The organism is Klebsiella sp. 54 (assembly GCF_018223875.1).
Classification (GTDB): Bacteria; Pseudomonadota; Gammaproteobacteria; order Enterobacterales; family Enterobacteriaceae; genus Klebsiella; species Klebsiella quasipneumoniae.
Genome location: NZ_JAGRRA010000002.1, coordinates 1062597 through 1078483 on the forward strand (window position 1 = coordinate 1062597; position 15887 = coordinate 1078483).

Sequence of the window (15887 nt, forward strand, 5' to 3'; positions counted from 1 at the left end):
CTCCTTATTAATCGTTATCCCGGAACGAACCCCGGGCAGCACGTTGCCTTTTATCAATTTCCGCGCGGACAGCCTCGCCAACAAGTCGCGCCAGTTCGCGCGGATTGCTGCTCTGAATGTCATGCAAATGAACATGAATATCACCGGAAAAACTATCACCTGAAGCCGCAGCCGCCGTGTGGGCGCGTTGATTTCGGCGTACTGGTTGCCATGCCTGCGTCTGTTTGATCAATGGTTCGCCAGCGGCAATAACCGGGCGAGCGCTGACAGACTGGCGGACAAGCCTCGATTCCTGCCATTCACCACGCACCGCAAAGGCTGGGGGGAGATTTTTAAATACAATGTCACCCGGCCCGATACGTTTTCGCTTTTCCTCATCTAAAAGGCCTTTAGTGTTATCCGCGATTTGGCCCAGCCGCCGCTCTGTTCCAGAGTTTCCCCCCAGCACATTAGGCGGCGGGGCGCTGCCTTTGCTTGCAGGCTTTTCAGATGACCATTGCCACTCCCTTTTAACCATGCGCTCGGATTTTTCATCCCATTCCCACATAACCGGAATAGCCCTGAGTCTGGCTGCTTCCAGCCTGGCTCTTTCAATGCCATCGGGGATGAGATCGAGCTTCTCCAGTAACCAGCCGACGCCTTCCATTAACTTCTGAAGGGGCCAAAGCAGAACGCTAAGTGCGGTCCCCAGGACCTCGCCAAAGGTCTGCCCGGCGCTGGCGCACTTGTTTAGCTCTTCACGACTCTCCTCAACGGGCGTTAATACTTTTTTAAACCAGTTCCAGACGTTTTTGACGCCATCCCCAATGGCCCCGAAAACGGGCGCCAGCCGGGAAAATGCGTTATAAACAGGCGCTAACCCCTGGATGACACCTGTAAAAAAACCGCTAAAGAAGGCCTTAATTGGTCCCCAGTATTTCCAGATCAGTACCCCAGCAGCTACAAACGCAGCACCCACTAAACCGATTGGGCTCAAGAGCATTGATAATCCGCCGCCCAGTGTCGTAATTCCACCTTTCACAATACCGAGCAGAGCAGGGATCCCGGTTAGCCGCAGCGCCAGCCCGCCAACGCCTTTTGACAGGGCGCTTATCGCCGTCCCCGGAGAGGAAAAGGCGCCAAGTAACGCGCCGCGCAGGGTTACCATCAACCCGGTTAATACGCTGGCGCGTCCAGCCAGACCGCCGAGTAAGGCACGCCATCCGCTGATTTTTGCCAGTGAACTGCCGCCCACAGCACTCAATATGCGGAACGCGGATACCGTACCTCCGATGCCGCTCCCGCCGGACAGCAGCGCAAACCCCAGCCTGAGCTTTGCAAGCGGCCCTAAAAGTAGACCAGCAGCTAATGACATACCGCCAATTACTGCGGTTAATGCCAGTGCAGTACCACCGGCGAGTAACAACGTTTGTGAAAGTCTGGGGTTTTCTTCTACCCAGCTTTGAACAGTGCCAATAACCCGGCTAAGCCCCTGTGTCAGTCTGCGCAATGTGCCGTCTACTGTCTCAGCCACAGAAATGCGGAACGCCTCCCACGCGCTGTCCAGCTCCTTCAAATCGCCGCCAAGGTTGTCTTTCTTCTTGTTAGCGACGGCGAACGCCTCCTGATTTTTATGTGCTTCTGCAATTTGTTCATAGAGTGACTGGAGGTAGCCATCACCTGCGCCGTTGACCAAAGACTGGAGGCTCGTAAAACCCTCTTCTCCGGCGATATCTTTGAAAAATGAAACCTGATCCACCTCGCCAAAGCGGGAAACGCGTTTTTGTAGATCGAGAAGAATATCGAACGGACGTCGCATCTTTCCGCTCGCGTCGGCAGTCTCCACTCCCAGCTCTTTGAGTGCCTTTTTGGCTGCCGTAGTGGGGGAGGCCAGGCGGGAGAGGGAGCGACGCATTGCCGTACCGGCCTCGCTACCGCGAATACCCACGCGCGCCAGCGTGCCGGTCATCGCTGCGGCTTCTTCCAGGCTAATCCCAAGTCCCGCCGCTACCGGCCCGACAACTTTCATTGTCTCGCCGAGGCTGCTAAGCGTGGTATTGGTACGGGTAAATGTACCTGTCAGCACATCGCTGACGCGGTCCATTTCTCCGGCGTCGAGGGCGAACTGTGAAAGAATGTTTGAGCCGATGTCTGCCGTTTCACCCAGTTCCATGCTGCCTGCCAGCGCCATATTGAGCACGCCGGGCAGTGCGGCACGGATAGCATCTGGTGTGAAGCCCGCCATTGCCAGAAAGGCCTGGCCGCTGGCGGCGTCACGTGTGGTGAAGGCGGTTTCAGCACCGAGTTTTTTTGCCTGAGCACGCAGGGCGGCTAGTTGTGAATCGCTTTTATCGAGCCGCGTCAGCGCCTGGACGTTTGACATTTCCTCATCAAAACCAACAGCAGGCGACAGGAAGCGTCCTGCGCCATACCCGGTAGCGGTTGCTGTACCTAATGCTATGGCACCGCCAGAGCGCAACTTCCCGGCCATCTGCTGCGCACCCTCGTAACGTTTACGAGCTTGAGTGACCGCAGCAAGTTGCCGTTTTTCCCGTTCAAGGGATTGGTTGTATTGTTCTGTGCGGCGTATTGCGTTGCCTATGGTGGCGCTACTACCGGAAAGCATGACGCCATGCTGGCGCAGGGCTGATGCACTCTCACGGAGGCGGGCCACTTCCGTCACACGTTTTGCGGTCAACCGATCAAGCCGCTCACCCAGTCGTGACATTAGTATTTGCTGTTTTTCCGTCAGCGTCCCGTTTTTACGTTGCGCTTCTGACAAGCCATCAAAGCGGGCGCGGGCACGTGAGATGGAACGATCGGTTTTGCCGACGGCTGCGGTCATTCGCTGAAAAGTGGCACTGCTCTTATCGAGCCCTTTCAGGGTGGATTGTGTTTTTCTGAGGGAGTCGGAAAGGCCGCCCGCACTCTGGCGGGCAGCATTAACGGGGCGGGTAAATCTGTCGATCGCGCTGAAAGCAACGCGTATATCAAGACTCTTCATCACTGGCACCACTTCGAAGCGCCGCCCGCTTGCGCCAGGCTATCACCTCGCCAAGATCCATGCCGAAAACTTCAGAGGGCGGCCAGTTAAAAATAACGGCAATATCAGCAACCAGATCGTCGATCTGGTCAAACGCGACGGTGATTACTCGCTCTCCGTCTCCGCCACGTTCGACGCTCCAGGCTCCGGCGGATTCAAGAAAGGGACCAGAAGCTCTGCCAGCCCGATAAAGTCCAGGGTGTGCATTTCGTTGATTTCTTTTTGTGTCAGCGCAGGCGCGGTGACTCGCGTCAACAGCGTGGCAATTGAGTCTGCATCCATATTGGCAACGCGGATAAGATTCAGGCCGCGCAATGATCCGGCCTGACTGATGGCGCCAGTGATTTCCACCTGACCGATCTCACTGTCTTTACGAACTACCGGCTGCATCAGCGTGAACAGGTTTTTAGTTTTTTTAGCCATGTTTAAAATCTCCGGGCGGCATCTTTGCCACCCTCTTAAAGGTTATCAATTGCCCATGCCAAGGGCAGAGGTGATGCGGTCCGGGAACATGTTCTGACCGTTCTTTTTGTAGATGAAATTCAGCAGATCGATTTCGATAATGGGCTGATCATCAATGGAGAATTTGTAGTAGGTGGATTTAAAGGTGTAGCTTTCCTCCGTATCTTCCCCCTGTTTTGAATCTCCACCATCGAGTTCAGTAAATCGCCCGCGCAGCTCCACCTCGATAAGCTGGCTTTCGCCATCAGTGAAATATTCACCCGCAAAGCGCAGTCGCGTGCCGTCAATTTCTGCTCCGTATTCGAGAAACAGAGCCTTAATGACGCCGCCAAAAACAATGGTGGAATCCAGCGCGCCAGCCTCAAGGCCGAGATCAACACCGACCGCACCCAGCATGCCACCGCCCTGATAGTCCTCTACCTTTCGTGACAGTTTGGGGCGAGTGAAAGAGGTTACTTTTCCCAGATAGTTGTCGCCGTTAACAAAGCAGCTAAAAAGCCGCAGTTTGTGAGGAATAGCCATTATTCACCCCCGAGCGACGCGAACGCCGGTTCGTAAAAATCATCAGTAAAGGTCTGGTATAGCGTCAGATCTTCAAGCGGTGGGACCGGGCTGTAGCTATAGCGCACAATCAGTTTTCCCTGGCGCAAATCCGTGGTGCCGTTGTCCAGCGTGTCATACCAGCAGTCAGCGCCGATAAGCTGGCCGGCAGTGACTTTTTTGCTGAGAGCAGAGCGGATGCCGCTTACCACATCTTTCACGTTGGCCGGATTGAGCGGGCTGTCAACAGAGGTAAATTGCGCCTCCGCAATACTGTCCGCCAGGATCTGCGCGGTACGGGTAAACACCTCAAAAGTGTAGGTTTCGGTGTCCGTGGTGCGGTTACCCCAGAAGCGGAAACCGTCACGCTTGATAAGCGTCGTGATTTCGTTGTTGTTCAGCTCGTTAGCGTCGCTGTCTTCTGCTTGCAATGCCCAGAACACATCTTTCGAAATACCCAGAACGTTATTCACCACAACATTCGACAGCGATTTGTGCCAGCCCTGGCTGTTATCAATAGCGGCGCGCAGGCCGCAGGCGTAAGCCGGGGCGGGAAACGTTTCGTTATCATCCGTCAGGGGGTTGTAAGCGATGAAGTCCGGCCAGATCAGCATCAGCTCGCGGTAAGCGAAGGTTTTGCGATAAGCAATAGCCTCCGCCATGGTCGCGCAGCCGTTACAACCGGCATAAACAAAAGCCCGAAGATTCTGGGCAATCACGCAAAGCTGTGACGTTACCTCCTCGGTGTCGTAGTCCGGTACCGCCAGGATGCGCGGACGATAGCCGGTTTTGGCTTCCGCCGTCAGCAGGGCATACATTCCCGTATAGCTGTCGCCATCTGTTCCGCCAATAACGGCCTGGGATTGGCTGGCGCCGTTACCGGAAGCCTCTTCCACCCGGACAATCACAACGCGCGGGCTGCACTGATCGGAAATGGCTTTGAGGGCTTTGTAAAGTGACCCGGTTTTACCTGCCTTGCCGAGGACGTTACGTACCCGTGTCAGCAGAACCGGCGTATTGAGCGGGAAGGTTTCCGGATCGGCGTCATCAGCAACCGCAACAATACCGATCACGCTGGAATCAATGTCATTGATTGCCTGCTGTAGGTCGGTATTTTCGCGAGAGCGGACGCCGTGAAAACGAGTTTCAGACATAAGTTCACCATCATGTTGCTCTTTGAGTTCAGGGCAATATTCAACGTTAAGTCTGCTGGCGTCGCCTGGTTGCCGGTCTGCCCGTTCGCTGACAACAAAAAGGGATTCAGCCCCGCGCGCGAGCATGGAATCATCAGCAAAAAACGGGGGAGTTATGTCGATAGCAGACACGCTGACAACAGCAGCCGAAGCGTATGTAGAAAAATTAAGTGAGGTCGTAAAGACACCTGATTTTAGTATCACGCTGGGTGGGGTTGCCCTGACCGAACTGGCCGACCGCATCACCTCGCTATCTGTTACAGATAACAACGGTTTTGATGCTGATCAGCTAACTCTGTCAGTAGATGACTCTGACGGAGTAACGGATTTACCCCCACGCGGTGCGGAGCTGGCGGTGTCCATCGGCTGGCTGGGTGAGGCGTTGATCTACAAAGGTCTCTACACCGTTGACGAGGTGGGGCATAGCGGGCCGCCGGATGTAATCGACATCACCGCGCACAGCGCTGATTTTCGCGAAGAGATGAACGTCAGGCGGGAGGTGTCCTGGCATGATGTGACGGTAGAGCGGGTGGTATCGGCCATAGCCCGGCGTTATGACCTGAAGCCGATGATTAGCGAGGCCCTGATCGACATTGAGATCGACCATGCGGATCAGACCGAAGAGAGCGACATGTCGTTTTTAACGCGCATGGCGGAGATGTTGGGGGCCATTGCCACCGTGAAAAATGGCTGTCTGCTGTTTATCCTGCCTGGGGGCGGCGTCAGTGCATCCGGTAGGGCGCTGCCATCGGCTGAGATAACCCGTGCCAGCGGAGATCGTCACAGGTTCCGCATTGCCGATCGTGATGCTTACACTGGTGTGCGGGCGTACTGGCTGGATCTTAATTTCGGCAAGAAAAAACCGGTCAAGGTCACTAAGCGCAAAACAAATACTGCCAGAAAAAAGGCTGAGGAGAAAAGCAGCCGGCCGGAGGGGGATTACATGGAAGGCGCTGAAGGTAACGTGTATGTTTTGCGTAAAACCTATCAGAACGAAACGGCGGCCAGGCGCGCAGCTGCGGCAAAATGGATACAACTCCAGAAAGGCGCAGCACAGTTTTCGATAACCCTGGCGCGCGGCCGCGCCGATTTATACCCGGGTATGCATCTGACCGTGTCGGGCTTTAAGCCTGAAATCGATACTCAGGATTGGATCATTGCCAGAGCGGAACATGTAATCGGTGATAACGGATTTACCACGAAAATGGAGCTTGAAGCGAAAATAAGCGACTGGATTGCAGAAACTGAACAGTAGCGGCCATAATAGCCGTGAGTTCAACTCCCTATGGGAGATCATCATGTTTGTTTGTCCCTACTGCGGCGCAAACGCCCGCACCCGCACCAGCCGCCGGTTAAGCGAGTTCACCATCCGGCAATATCATCAATGCCAGAATCTTGAATGCAGCGAGTCATTCACGACACTTAACACCGTAGAGCGCAGAGTAACGAAGCGCTCAACCAGCGCAGATCCTTTGCCGCCAGGATTTATCCCCGGCGATGCTTTCCCGGCTTCTCATTACGGGAACAGTCAACTTAGTCTTGCAGTATAAAAATAGCCCCCTGGAAAGGGGGCTATTCTTGTCAATGTGGTCGATATGTGGACACTCTTGAAATAAATCCTTTTATTTCAATTTATTAAATCCCCAAAAAAAGCCCCGTCGGGGGCGACGGGGAAAAACTCATTGATTATGGAATGATCTGTTCTCTGGTCAGTTCGAGAACAGGGGCTACTCTACGGGGGAAAAGTGCAGGCAAGATGGAGAAACCATGGAGATTCAGGCTAAAATCCCCGGGAATTGGAGAAAGGGAGAAAAGATGAAAAAGTTACTGGCTATTTTGCCCCTGGCGCTGGCCGGCTGTGCCCAGCCGCAGCCCACCGCGCCGACGAAAACCATCGGCATGCCCAATCCCGCGGCGGTCTACTGCCAGCAATCCGGCGGCACCCGGGTGCCGGTGCAAACGCCGCAGGGCGTCAGCACCCAGTGCAAGCTGCCCAGCGGCGAAACCCTCGATGAGTGGGCGCTATGGCGCCGGGACCATCCGGCTAAATCGTAACCGGCAGGGCCGCCAGCCAGGCGGCCAGCACCCGGGCATGATTCTGCTCGGTGTTCTTCGCGGCGTACAGCAGCGTCAGCGTCTGGCGCTGCGCCAGCGCCGCCAGCCGCAGGCCCGTGTCGCGATGGGCGTCGAGCTCCTGAAGATAGCGCTGGCTGAAGTGGTCGAAATCGATCGCCTCGCCGTGAAAGGCTTTTCGCAGCTCAGCGGACGGCGTTAACTCTTTACACCACTCATCACAGGCCAGCGCCTCTTTTTTAATCCCCCGCGGCCAGAGACGGTCGACCAGCACCCGGTAGCCGTCGCTGTTTTCCTGCGGATCGTACACCCGTTTACATTGAATCATCATCCTGCTCCCTCTGTGCCATCCAGGCGAGCAACTGCGGGATCTGCCCGTCGGAAAATACCGTGATGCCGTGGGCGCGCAGCAGCTCGGCGGCCACGCCGGCGCCCGCTTTGCGCCGCCCGCGAAAGGAACCGTCATAGATAAACTGACTGCCGCAGGTGGGGCTGCCGTCGGTGAGTAACGCCGCCTGACAGCCCGCTTCCCGGGCGGCGCTGAGCGCCAGCCAGGCAGCCAGCTGATAATGTCCCGTGACGTCGCGGCCGTCGCTTTCCACGATCCGCGCCCGCCCGGCAAGCACATCGCCGCCGGCGCCGTCGACGATCTCCGCCGGCAGGCGGGGCGTCGGCAGACCGGCCGCCAGCTCCGGGCAGTGGATCACCAGACGATCCGCCTGCTGCCAGCGGGACAGGGTCGCCGCCAGCTGCGCTTTCTCGCTACCGTTATATCGCACCTGGAATCCCATCAGGCAGGCGCTGACCAAAAGCTTACTTTTCATCCTCTCTCCCTTTTGCGCTTGCTCCAGTATACCTCACCCGCCGGCCACGGCGGTGGGGTGAAAATAAGGATTGTGTTCCACAGAGGGGATCGCTATCCTGACGTGCCTTGTGCTGCTCGTCTCGTCCAGACATAAGGAACCTGCTATGAAAACCCCTTTACGCCTCGCCCTTGTCGGCGATTATCACCCCGATATTGTTGCCCATCAGGCCATTCCCCTGGCAATAGACGATGCTGCCGCCGTGCTGGAGCAGCCGGTGAAATATGACTGGCTCGCCACCCCGTCGATCGCCTCCGGCGACGCGCTGGCGGAGTACGATGCCGTCTGGGTCGTTCCCGGCAGCCCGTATCGTCACCCGGAAGGCGCGTTTACCGCTATCCGCTATGCCCGTGAAAACAGCATTCCTTTCCTCGGCACCTGCGGCGGCTTTCAGCACGCGGTGATTGAATACGCCCGTAACGTGCTCGGCTGGCAGGATGCCGGTCATGCAGAAACCGACAGCGAAGGGCGGATGGTGATCGCGCCCCTCAGCTGCTCGCTGGTGGAGGCTTCTGCCGTCGTCGAGCTGCGGGCGAATACGCTGATTGCCCGCGCCTATGGTCGGGAGAGCATTGAAGAGGGCTACCACTGCCGCTACGGTGTGGACAGCGCGTTTGCCGCGGAGCTGGAGCAGGGCGATCTGCGCGTCACCGGCTGGGATGAAGAGGGTGAGATCCGCGCCGTCGAGCTGGTGACGCACCCGTTTTTTGTCGCCACCTTGTTCCAGCATGAGCGCCACGCGCTGGACGGGCGTCCTGCGCCGCTGGTGCAGGCGTTGCTGCGCGCCGCGGCACAATAACCCTACCGGCAGCGCCCGCTGCCGGTCATCTTCAGGGATGAATCTCCCGGTCGCGCCCGGCGAGGGCGCCGCAGATCGCCATCACCAGCGAAATCAGCGCCACCGCCAGCAGCGGAATATGCCAGTCGCCATTGGCATCGTGGATCCTGCCCATCAGCGGCGGCCCGCAGGCGGCCAGCAGATAGCCGACGCTCTGCGCCATCCCCGACAGCGCCGCGGCCTGGTGCGCCGAGCTGGCGCGCAGGCCGATAAACGTCAGGCCGAGGATCATCGTGGCTCCGGAGCCAAAGCCGAACAGCAGCGTCCAGCCGATCGCCAGCCCTGGCTGTAGCCACAGCCCGGCGGCGCTGATGGCGCACATCAGGGCGACCAGCACCGCGATCCCGCGCTGGTCGCGCAGCCGATGCAGGATCAGCGGTATCGCCAGGCCGGGCGCAGCGGTTGCCAGCTGCAGCAGGCCATGCAGCGAGCCGGCCTGCGCTTCGCTATAGCCCATACTCTGCAGAATCGACGGCAGCCAGCCGATAATCACGTAATAGACCAGCGAGTTGATGCCGAGGAACAGCGTCACCTGCCAGGCCAGCGCCGACCGCCAGATCCCCCGGTTATGCATGGCGCCTGAGCCGGTCAGCGGGGCCTCCGCTTGACGCCGGGACTGCGGCAGCCAGCTGAGGAGCGCCAGCAGCGGAAAGATCATCAGCAGCAGCAGCGCCCCGCGCCAGCCGAATCCGGCCATCGCCACGGGGACCACCAGCGCCGAGCCTAGCGCCGCTGCGCCGCCCATCGTCAGGGAATAGGCGCCGGTCATCCGCGCGACATGCTGCGAGAAATCCCGTTTAATCAGCCCGGGCAGCAGCACGTTTCCCAGCGCAATGCCGCAACCGATCACCGCCGTGCCGATAAACAGCCATGCAGCGGAGGGCAGGGAGCGCAGGGCAATGCCGGCGCAGATCAGCAGCATCGCCAGCAACAGGCTGCGCTCCATGCCGAACCGGCGGGCAACCCCTGCCGCCAGCGGCGAGACAAGGCCAAAGGCCAGCAGCGGCAGGGTGGTGAGCAGCCCGGTCTGCGCGGTGGTCAGGCCATAGTCGCTACGAATCGCGTCCAGCAGCGGCGCCGCGCCGGTAAAGACCACGCGCAGGGTGGTGGCGATGAGCAGGATACCGGCAATCAGCAGCGCGGAGCGGCGGCCGGTGGAGGAGGTCACAGAAGACATATCATTCTCAAAGTAACTAAAGAGGGGGGTTACGATAGCGACTTTGTCCTCTGTTTAAATCAAGCTAAAATGACAGATTATCGCTAATATCGGACAACATGATGATCGGACTGGGTCTGGATGGTTATGAACCGGACAGTGGCCACGAATCGGCCATTGCCTTTCGTATTCGGGTGGTGGAGGCGGAGCAGTATATTCCGGCGCATTCCCACCGTAAGGGGCAGCTGATCCTCGCCCTGCACGGCGCCTTAACCTGCGAGGTGGAGAACGCGATGTGGATGGTGCCGCCGCAGTATGCGGTGTGGGTCCCGGGGCAGCTTTCCCACAGTAACCGCGCCACCCCCGGCGCCCAGGTGTGCTTCCTGTTCATCGAGCCGGGCGCCGCGCCGATGCCGGACCGCTGCTGTACGTTAAAGATTTCCCCGCTGGTGCGGGAGCTGATCCTCGCCCTGGCGGAACGCGGCGGGGAGTCGCTGGCCGCCCCCGCCACGGCCCGGCTGGTGCAGGTTCTGTTTGATGAGCTGCCCCGTCAGCCGCAGGAGCACCTGCAGCTGCCGGTATCGAACCACCCGAAAATTCGCCAGATGGTGACGATGATGGCTGAGGATCCGGCGCGCTGGCAGACCCTGAACCAGTGGGCGGCGGAGTTCGCGATGAGCGAGCGCAATCTGGCGCGGCTGGTGGTGCGTGAAACGGGGCTGAGCTTTCGCCGCTGGCGCCATCAGCTGCAGCTGATCCTTGCACTGCAGCTGCTGATCCGCGGGCAGACGGTACAGCAGACGGCCCAGGCGCTGGGCTACGATTCCACCACCGCCTTCATCACCATGTTTAAGAAAGGGCTTGGGCAGACGCCGGGCCGCTATCACGGCAGCCTGGCTACGACTTCCCAATAAACAGCGAGATGATCCCGGCGGCAATCAGCGGCCCGACCGGGACGCCGCGAAACAGGGCGACGCCGAGCACCGTACCGACCAACAGCCCGGCCACCAGATGCGGCTGGGAGCCCATCAGCGAGACGCCGCGTCCGCCAAGCCACGAGACAAACACCCCGACCGCAATCGCCAGCAGCGATTTCCAGTTCATAAAGGAGTGGATCAGCGTCGATGGCGGCAGCGTGCCGCTGGCGATGGGCGCCATCACGCCGATAGTCAGAATGATGATCCCGACGGTCAGGCCCTGCTTCTCAATCCAGGGAAAGAAGGCGTTCAGCGGCGTGACGCGCACGATAATCAGCACGAGGATGGAGATTGCTACGGTGGTGTTATGACTGATAAAGCCGAGCGCCGCCAGACCCAGCAGGATCAACAGGGTGGTATCAAACATGTACAGAGGTCCTTGCCAAAAAAAGAATGCCAAAAAATATCCTGCTGACTCTACGCATCGTGGCGTGAATAAACAGGATTTTTACGCCATGCGGCGGAAATCAGGGCCGATGCCCGGTTAGCTAAGACGGCGAAAGGTCGCGATCTCCGGTCGGGCGATATGTAAATAGTCTTCGGTATCGAGAATGATCGATCGGTCCAGGCGCCCGGCGTTAAAGGCGATTTGTGGGAAGCGCTCAAACAGCAGCGGGTCGGCCACCAGCCGCAGCGCCGGATGGAAACTGAAGGGGGGAATGGCGCCGAACGCGCAGGCGGTGAGCGCTTCCACTTCCGCCGGGCTGGCCAGCGAGGCTTTGCTGCCGCCGATATGCCGGGCCAGGCTGGTGAGGTCGGCCTGCCGATCGGCGGCGAGGATCGCCAGCACATGCTGGTTGACGCCGTTTCCTTTGACTTTACAGACTAACGCTTTCGCGCCCTGGCCAAGCGCGGTGCCGCGGATCGCCGAGACGGCTTCGCACTGGCCGACCGCCTCGTGCGCCATCACCCGATAGCGCGCCTGATGTTCGTCGAGCAGCGCGCACAGCCGCTGATGGATATTACCTTCTACTGCTTCAAGCATAGCGTCCTCCTGACTTCATAAAGCAGCCAGCTTAGCGCTGTTGCGCCGGCCTGCCAACGGTGGGCCGGCAAATTCACTATTCACTCATTATTGCTTCACAGTGCTGTGGTGCAATCCCGCAGGGCTGGATGAGTTTTGTAAATAAAAAAAAGAATGATTTTCATTTTCAATCGAACTTTTTTTATTTCGCTCAGTCTCTATCGGACGACACAGAATATTAATGATTGCCGTAATGAGGTTAGGATGATGCACGATGCAACCATGCAGGGCTCCCCACGCAAGAAGTTTAATAAAATAAGGGAGCTCAACAGACGGCGAAATTACTTTACTAAGAAAGTACGTAATGCCCTGCGGGTGGGCGTGGCGAAAGCGCTCTGGGATCGCCGACGCCGTCAGCCGGTGGATTTGTCGTCCGCGAAAACCGTCTTACTGATGCGCAATGAGGGGGCGGTCGGCGATGTGGTGGTGGATTCCGCGCTGGTGAAATGCCTGCATCAGTCAGGCTATATCGTTGATTTCCTGCTGACGACCTCTAATAGCCAGGTGATGCGTTATAACCCGCGGATCCGCTATATTTATGAAGCTGAACCGGTTACGTCCGCCGATTTTTTGCGAAAATTTAATCATAACGTTCCCCGCGATGTTATTAATGAACTGGCTAATAATAAGTACGATATTATTATTGACCCTTCGCTGTTCGATATTCCCGTGCATCGCCTGCGGCTTTTCCGACAAATAAAAGCGAAATCGGTGCTCGGGTTTAATAAATGGCCGTCGATTAAGCATTATTCCCACTCTTTTGATTTTGACTGCCAGCGCTGGCACGTGACGAAAACGTTCGAGCTGATCGCCGATTATCTCAAACTGGACACCCGCGGGCTGGACGCTTACGACCTGGCGGTGCCCGGGCCGATTATGCAGGAGGTGGCGCAGTATCTGGCGTCGCTGAGCAGAAAAGCGGTAGTGATTAATATTTTTGCCGGCCATGGCGACCGCAGTCTCTCGCAGACGCAGTTGGCCGAACTGCTCGACAAGCTGCTGGCTCGCCATCCGGGGATCGCGGTTATTCTGCTCGATCACCGGCGTGAGATCCGCATCCCGCTGCCGCCGGAGGTGGTGATTAACCCATTTAACACGTTACACCATGCGATGGCGCTGATCGCCCTGGCGGAGCTGATTATCTCCCCGGACACCTCGGTGGTGCACATGGCGGCGGCGTGGAACAAACCGCTGATCGCGGTCTACAAGGACGTTCTGCTTAATAATCGGCTGTGGGCCCCGGGCTATGACAACGCCAGACAGATTATTGTTAAATGCGGGAAGGTGCATGAGCATCGCGAACTGGCGGATAGAATTATAGCGGCGCTACCGGAGACGCTGTGAGGGCGATGAGGAAAGGCCGGCAGGCATGCCCGGGAAGCTCACCTGCTGGCCGTATGCAAGAGCCAGCAGGTGAGCGAAGGTTGCATTGCCAGTCTGCAACCGCCGCTATTGTACTGTTGCCCGTGGCTCTGCCACATCCGGGAAAGCTCTTAAAGAGGGGGGGGGGGGCGCCGCGACTAACGGGCGGCATTACTCTTCAGTGAGCCACATGTCCGCCTCTTCAAACATCTCCTGCACCGTGCGGCTGATCAGCTCTTTTTCATGCTTGCTGGCGTCGGTGTTGATCGCCGGCAGCGTCATCATCGGCTTCACGCGCACTTCCGCCTCCGGGAAAATGCGCTGCATGCGTTTGGTCAGCTCGTTAAGAATGGTCTCTCTGGCGCCCGGCAGCCCGGCAAAATTGCGCTTGTCATAAATCAGTTCCACAAACATCTTCTGTCCTCTGTATGCTGATCGCGGGCGTTAGTTTTACTGTATTAATGTACAGTATCAAGCGAATGCCGCGGCGCGGCGCATCTACCCCCTCGCGCGGCGGGCGGGCTGCGCGCAAAAGCAGCAAACGGTTCGCGGGCGCTGAAGAGGACCCCCATTGACATCAAGGAGTTATTTCAGTGCTGGCGATTGATAGCTGGAGCCGATATTGACCGGCAAAACAGGCAAAACTACTGTATATATATTCAGTATTATGTGGTGGGTTAAAAAATGAACTTTTACACGCCGGTTGAGCTACGTCAGATTGTCTCCTTTCCCTTTTTTGCCGACCTGGTGCAGTGCGGCTTTCCCAGCCCGGCCCAGGACTATGTCGAGAAGCGAATCGACCTCAACGAGCTGCTGGTGCAGCATCCCAGCGCGACCTATTTTGTCAAAGCCGCAGGCGACAGCATGATCAATGCCGGCATTGACGAAGGCGATCTGCTGGTGGTGGACAGCGCGCGTAAAGCGGAGCATGGCGATATCGTCATTGCCGCCGTCGGCGGCGAATTTACGGTAAAAAAGCTGCAACTTCTGCCCCGGGTGCAGCTTAACCCGATGAACCCGGCCTATTCGCCCATCGTGGTCGGCCGCGAGGAGACGCTCGATATTTTCGGCGTGGTGACCTACATCATCAAGGCGGCGGGTTGATCATGTTCGCGCACTGTGATGTGAACGCCTTTTATGCGAGCTGCCAGACTGCATTCCGGCCAGACCTGAAGGGGCGGCCGGTGGTGGTGCTGTCGAACAACGATGGCTGTGTGATCGCCCGCTCGGCGGAGGCGAAGCCGTTTGTGAAAATGGGCGAACCCTACTTTAAGCAGAAGGCGGCGTTTCTTCGCCACGGCGTCGTGGCGTTCAGCAGCAACTATGAGCTGTACGCCGACATGTCCAACCGGGTAATGACCACCCTGGAAGAGCTCGCCCCGCGCTGCGAAATTTACAGTATCGATGAAGCCTTTTGCGATGTCAGCGGCGTGCGCCACTGCAAAGATCTGACCGACTTTGGCCGGGAAATCCGCGCCACGGTGCAGCAGCGCACCCATCTGACGCTGGGCGTCGGGATCGCCCCGACCAAAACCCTGGCGAAGCTGGCCAACCACGCGGCGAAGCAGTGGCAGCGGCAGACGGGCGGGGTGGTGGATTTATCCTGCCCGCAGCGGCAGCGGAAGCTGATGGCGCTGTTGCCGGTGAGTGAGGTCTGGGGCATCGGGCGGCGGATCGGTAAAAAGCTCGAGGCAATGGGGATCGGCACGGTACTCCAGCTGGCGGAGAGCGATATCCGCTTTATCCGCAAGCACTTCACGGTGGTGCTTGAGCGAACGGTACGGGAGCTGCGCGGCGAGCCTTGCCTGGCGCTGGAGGAGTTTGCTCCCGCTAAGCAGGAAATTATCTGCAGCCGCTCGTTCGGGGATCGCATTACGGCCTATGAGGATATGCGCCAGGCGATCTGCAGCTATGCCGCGCGGGCAGCAGAAAAGCTGCGCGGTGAGCATCAGTACTGCCGGTTCGTCTCCGCCTTTGTCAAAACCAGCCCCTTCGCGCTGAATGAACCCTATTACGGCAACAGCGCCTCACTGAAGCTGCTGACGCCGACGCAGGATTCCCGGGATATTATCGCCGCGGCGACAAACTGCCTGGACGCCATCTGGAAAGCGGGGCATCGCTATCAGAAGGCCGGGGTGATGCTCGGCGATTTCTACAGCCAGGGCGTCGCCCAGCTGAACCTGTTCGACGAGCTTGCCCCGCGGCAGAACAGCGCCAGGCTGATGCAGGTGCTCGACCAGCTGAATGCGAAAAACGGCAGGGGGGCGCTCTATTTTGCCGGCCAGGGGGTCCAGCAGCAGTGGCAGATGAAGCGAGAGATGCTATCGCCGCGCTACACCACGCGATACGGCGACCTGCTCCGCGTCAGATAACGCGC

At 58.3% G+C, this 15887-nt stretch carries 19 protein-coding genes and 1 pseudogene; 8 read left to right on the top strand and 12 right to left on the bottom strand.

Annotation, left to right across the window (positions count from 1 at the left end; translation table 11 throughout):
• Positions 1 to 7: 7 nt before the first annotated feature.
• The 5 genes from KHQ24_RS06765 to KHQ24_RS06785 are packed head-to-tail and all read right to left on the bottom strand — an operon-like array spanning position 8 to position 5178.
• Positions 8 to 2983: a phage tail tape measure protein gene (locus tag KHQ24_RS06765; protein WP_211777186.1), complete on the bottom strand. Its 2976-nt coding sequence runs from the start codon at positions 2981 to 2983 to the stop codon at positions 8 to 10.
• A complete protein-coding gene (locus KHQ24_RS06770) occupies positions 2970 to 3128 on the bottom strand; it encodes a GpE family phage tail protein (RefSeq protein WP_032440702.1) in 159 nt (52 codons plus the stop codon). The genes KHQ24_RS06765 and KHQ24_RS06770 overlap by 14 nt, the downstream gene beginning before the upstream one ends.
• The gene (locus tag KHQ24_RS06775; RefSeq protein ID WP_004131585.1) at positions 3128 to 3445 is read right to left on the bottom strand and encodes a hypothetical protein; all 318 of its coding nucleotides are present in this window, start codon (positions 3443 to 3445) and stop codon (positions 3128 to 3130) included. The genes KHQ24_RS06770 and KHQ24_RS06775 overlap by 1 nt, the downstream gene beginning before the upstream one ends.
• A 45-nt stretch (positions 3446 to 3490) precedes the next feature.
• Positions 3491 to 4006, bottom strand: a complete 516-nt coding sequence (locus tag KHQ24_RS06780) for a phage major tail tube protein (protein ID WP_211777187.1) — start codon at positions 4004 to 4006, stop codon at positions 3491 to 3493.
• The gene (locus KHQ24_RS06785) at positions 4006 to 5178 is read right to left on the bottom strand and encodes a phage tail sheath family protein (RefSeq protein WP_038989712.1); all 1173 of its coding nucleotides are present in this window, start codon (positions 5176 to 5178) and stop codon (positions 4006 to 4008) included. The genes KHQ24_RS06780 and KHQ24_RS06785 overlap by 1 nt, the downstream gene beginning before the upstream one ends.
• A gap of 154 nt (positions 5179 to 5332) precedes the next feature.
• On the opposite strand from KHQ24_RS06785, the gene KHQ24_RS06790 reads away from it, so the two are divergent.
• The 3 genes from KHQ24_RS06790 (at position 5333) to KHQ24_RS06800 (ending at position 7272) form a co-directional block, all read left to right on the top strand.
• A complete protein-coding gene (locus KHQ24_RS06790; protein ID WP_040227680.1) occupies positions 5333 to 6472 on the top strand; it encodes a phage late control D family protein in 1140 nt (379 codons plus the stop codon).
• A gap of 43 nt (positions 6473 to 6515) precedes the next feature.
• Entirely contained in the window at positions 6516 to 6767 is a 252-nt protein-coding gene (locus KHQ24_RS06795; protein ID WP_004213128.1) for an ogr/Delta-like zinc finger family protein, read from the top strand.
• A gap of 265 nt (positions 6768 to 7032) precedes the next feature.
• Positions 7033 to 7272: a DUF333 domain-containing protein gene (locus KHQ24_RS06800; protein ID WP_004203736.1), complete on the top strand. Its 240-nt coding sequence runs from the start codon at positions 7033 to 7035 to the stop codon at positions 7270 to 7272.
• Here KHQ24_RS06800 and KHQ24_RS06805 read toward each other — a convergent pair.
• Both KHQ24_RS06805 and KHQ24_RS06810 read right to left on the bottom strand, forming a co-directional pair.
• Positions 7262 to 7600 (bottom strand): DUF488 domain-containing protein, encoded by a 339-nt coding sequence (locus KHQ24_RS06805; protein WP_075201758.1) that lies wholly within the window; start codon positions 7598 to 7600, stop codon positions 7262 to 7264. The genes KHQ24_RS06800 and KHQ24_RS06805 overlap by 11 nt on opposite strands.
• Positions 7601 to 7604: 4 nt before the next feature.
• Entirely contained in the window at positions 7605 to 8114 is a 510-nt protein-coding gene (locus tag KHQ24_RS06810) for a DUF523 domain-containing protein (protein WP_004203740.1), read from the bottom strand.
• A gap of 145 nt (positions 8115 to 8259) precedes the next feature.
• Here KHQ24_RS06810 and KHQ24_RS06815 point away from each other — a divergent pair, with 145 nt between their 5' ends.
• The gene (locus tag KHQ24_RS06815) at positions 8260 to 8952 is read left to right on the top strand and encodes a CTP synthase (protein ID WP_004203741.1); all 693 of its coding nucleotides are present in this window, start codon (positions 8260 to 8262) and stop codon (positions 8950 to 8952) included.
• Between the two features lie 31 nt (positions 8953 to 8983).
• On the opposite strand, the gene KHQ24_RS06820 is transcribed toward KHQ24_RS06815, so the two are convergent.
• Complete coding sequence (locus KHQ24_RS06820) at positions 8984 to 10159, bottom strand: CynX/NimT family MFS transporter (RefSeq protein WP_162921973.1); 1176 nt, start codon at positions 10157 to 10159, stop codon at positions 8984 to 8986.
• Between the two features lie 107 nt (positions 10160 to 10266).
• On the opposite strand from KHQ24_RS06820, the gene KHQ24_RS06825 reads away from it, so the two are divergent.
• Entirely contained in the window at positions 10267 to 11061 is a 795-nt protein-coding gene (locus tag KHQ24_RS06825; protein ID WP_072140428.1) for an AraC family transcriptional regulator, read from the top strand.
• On the opposite strand, the gene KHQ24_RS06830 is transcribed toward KHQ24_RS06825, so the two are convergent.
• The 3 genes and pseudogenes from KHQ24_RS06830 to KHQ24_RS24395 all read right to left on the bottom strand — a co-directional run bounded on the left by KHQ24_RS06830 (position 11045) and on the right by KHQ24_RS24395 (position 12361).
• On the bottom strand, positions 11045 to 11491 hold the full coding sequence (locus KHQ24_RS06830) for a DUF441 domain-containing protein (protein WP_004203746.1): 447 nt from the start codon (positions 11489 to 11491) through the stop codon (positions 11045 to 11047). The genes KHQ24_RS06825 and KHQ24_RS06830 overlap by 17 nt on opposite strands.
• A 117-nt stretch (positions 11492 to 11608) precedes the next feature.
• Positions 11609 to 12109 (bottom strand): YbaK/prolyl-tRNA synthetase associated domain-containing protein, encoded by a 501-nt coding sequence (locus tag KHQ24_RS06835; RefSeq protein WP_048294505.1) that lies wholly within the window; start codon positions 12107 to 12109, stop codon positions 11609 to 11611.
• Between the two features lie 95 nt (positions 12110 to 12204).
• Positions 12205 to 12361, bottom strand: a pseudogene (locus tag KHQ24_RS24395) (hypothetical protein).
• On the opposite strand from KHQ24_RS24395, the gene KHQ24_RS06840 reads away from it, so the two are divergent.
• The gene (locus KHQ24_RS06840) at positions 12356 to 13492 is read left to right on the top strand and encodes a glycosyltransferase family 9 protein (protein WP_072500806.1); all 1137 of its coding nucleotides are present in this window, start codon (positions 12356 to 12358) and stop codon (positions 13490 to 13492) included. The pseudogene KHQ24_RS24395 and the gene KHQ24_RS06840 sit on opposite strands and share 6 nt — an antisense overlap.
• 189 nt (positions 13493 to 13681) lie before the next feature.
• On the opposite strand, the gene KHQ24_RS06845 is transcribed toward KHQ24_RS06840, so the two are convergent.
• Complete coding sequence (locus KHQ24_RS06845; RefSeq protein ID WP_004203750.1) at positions 13682 to 13924, bottom strand: DinI family protein; 243 nt, start codon at positions 13922 to 13924, stop codon at positions 13682 to 13684.
• 270 nt (positions 13925 to 14194) lie between these two features.
• On the opposite strand from KHQ24_RS06845, the gene KHQ24_RS06850 reads away from it, so the two are divergent.
• Together KHQ24_RS06850 and KHQ24_RS06855 are read left to right on the top strand one after the other, a co-directional pair.
• Entirely contained in the window at positions 14195 to 14614 is a 420-nt protein-coding gene (locus KHQ24_RS06850) for a translesion error-prone DNA polymerase V autoproteolytic subunit (RefSeq protein ID WP_004203751.1), read from the top strand.
• A 2-nt stretch (positions 14615 to 14616) separates the two neighbouring features.
• Complete coding sequence (locus tag KHQ24_RS06855; RefSeq protein ID WP_004203752.1) at positions 14617 to 15882, top strand: Y-family DNA polymerase; 1266 nt, start codon at positions 14617 to 14619, stop codon at positions 15880 to 15882.
• Positions 15883 to 15887: the final 5 nt, after the last annotated feature.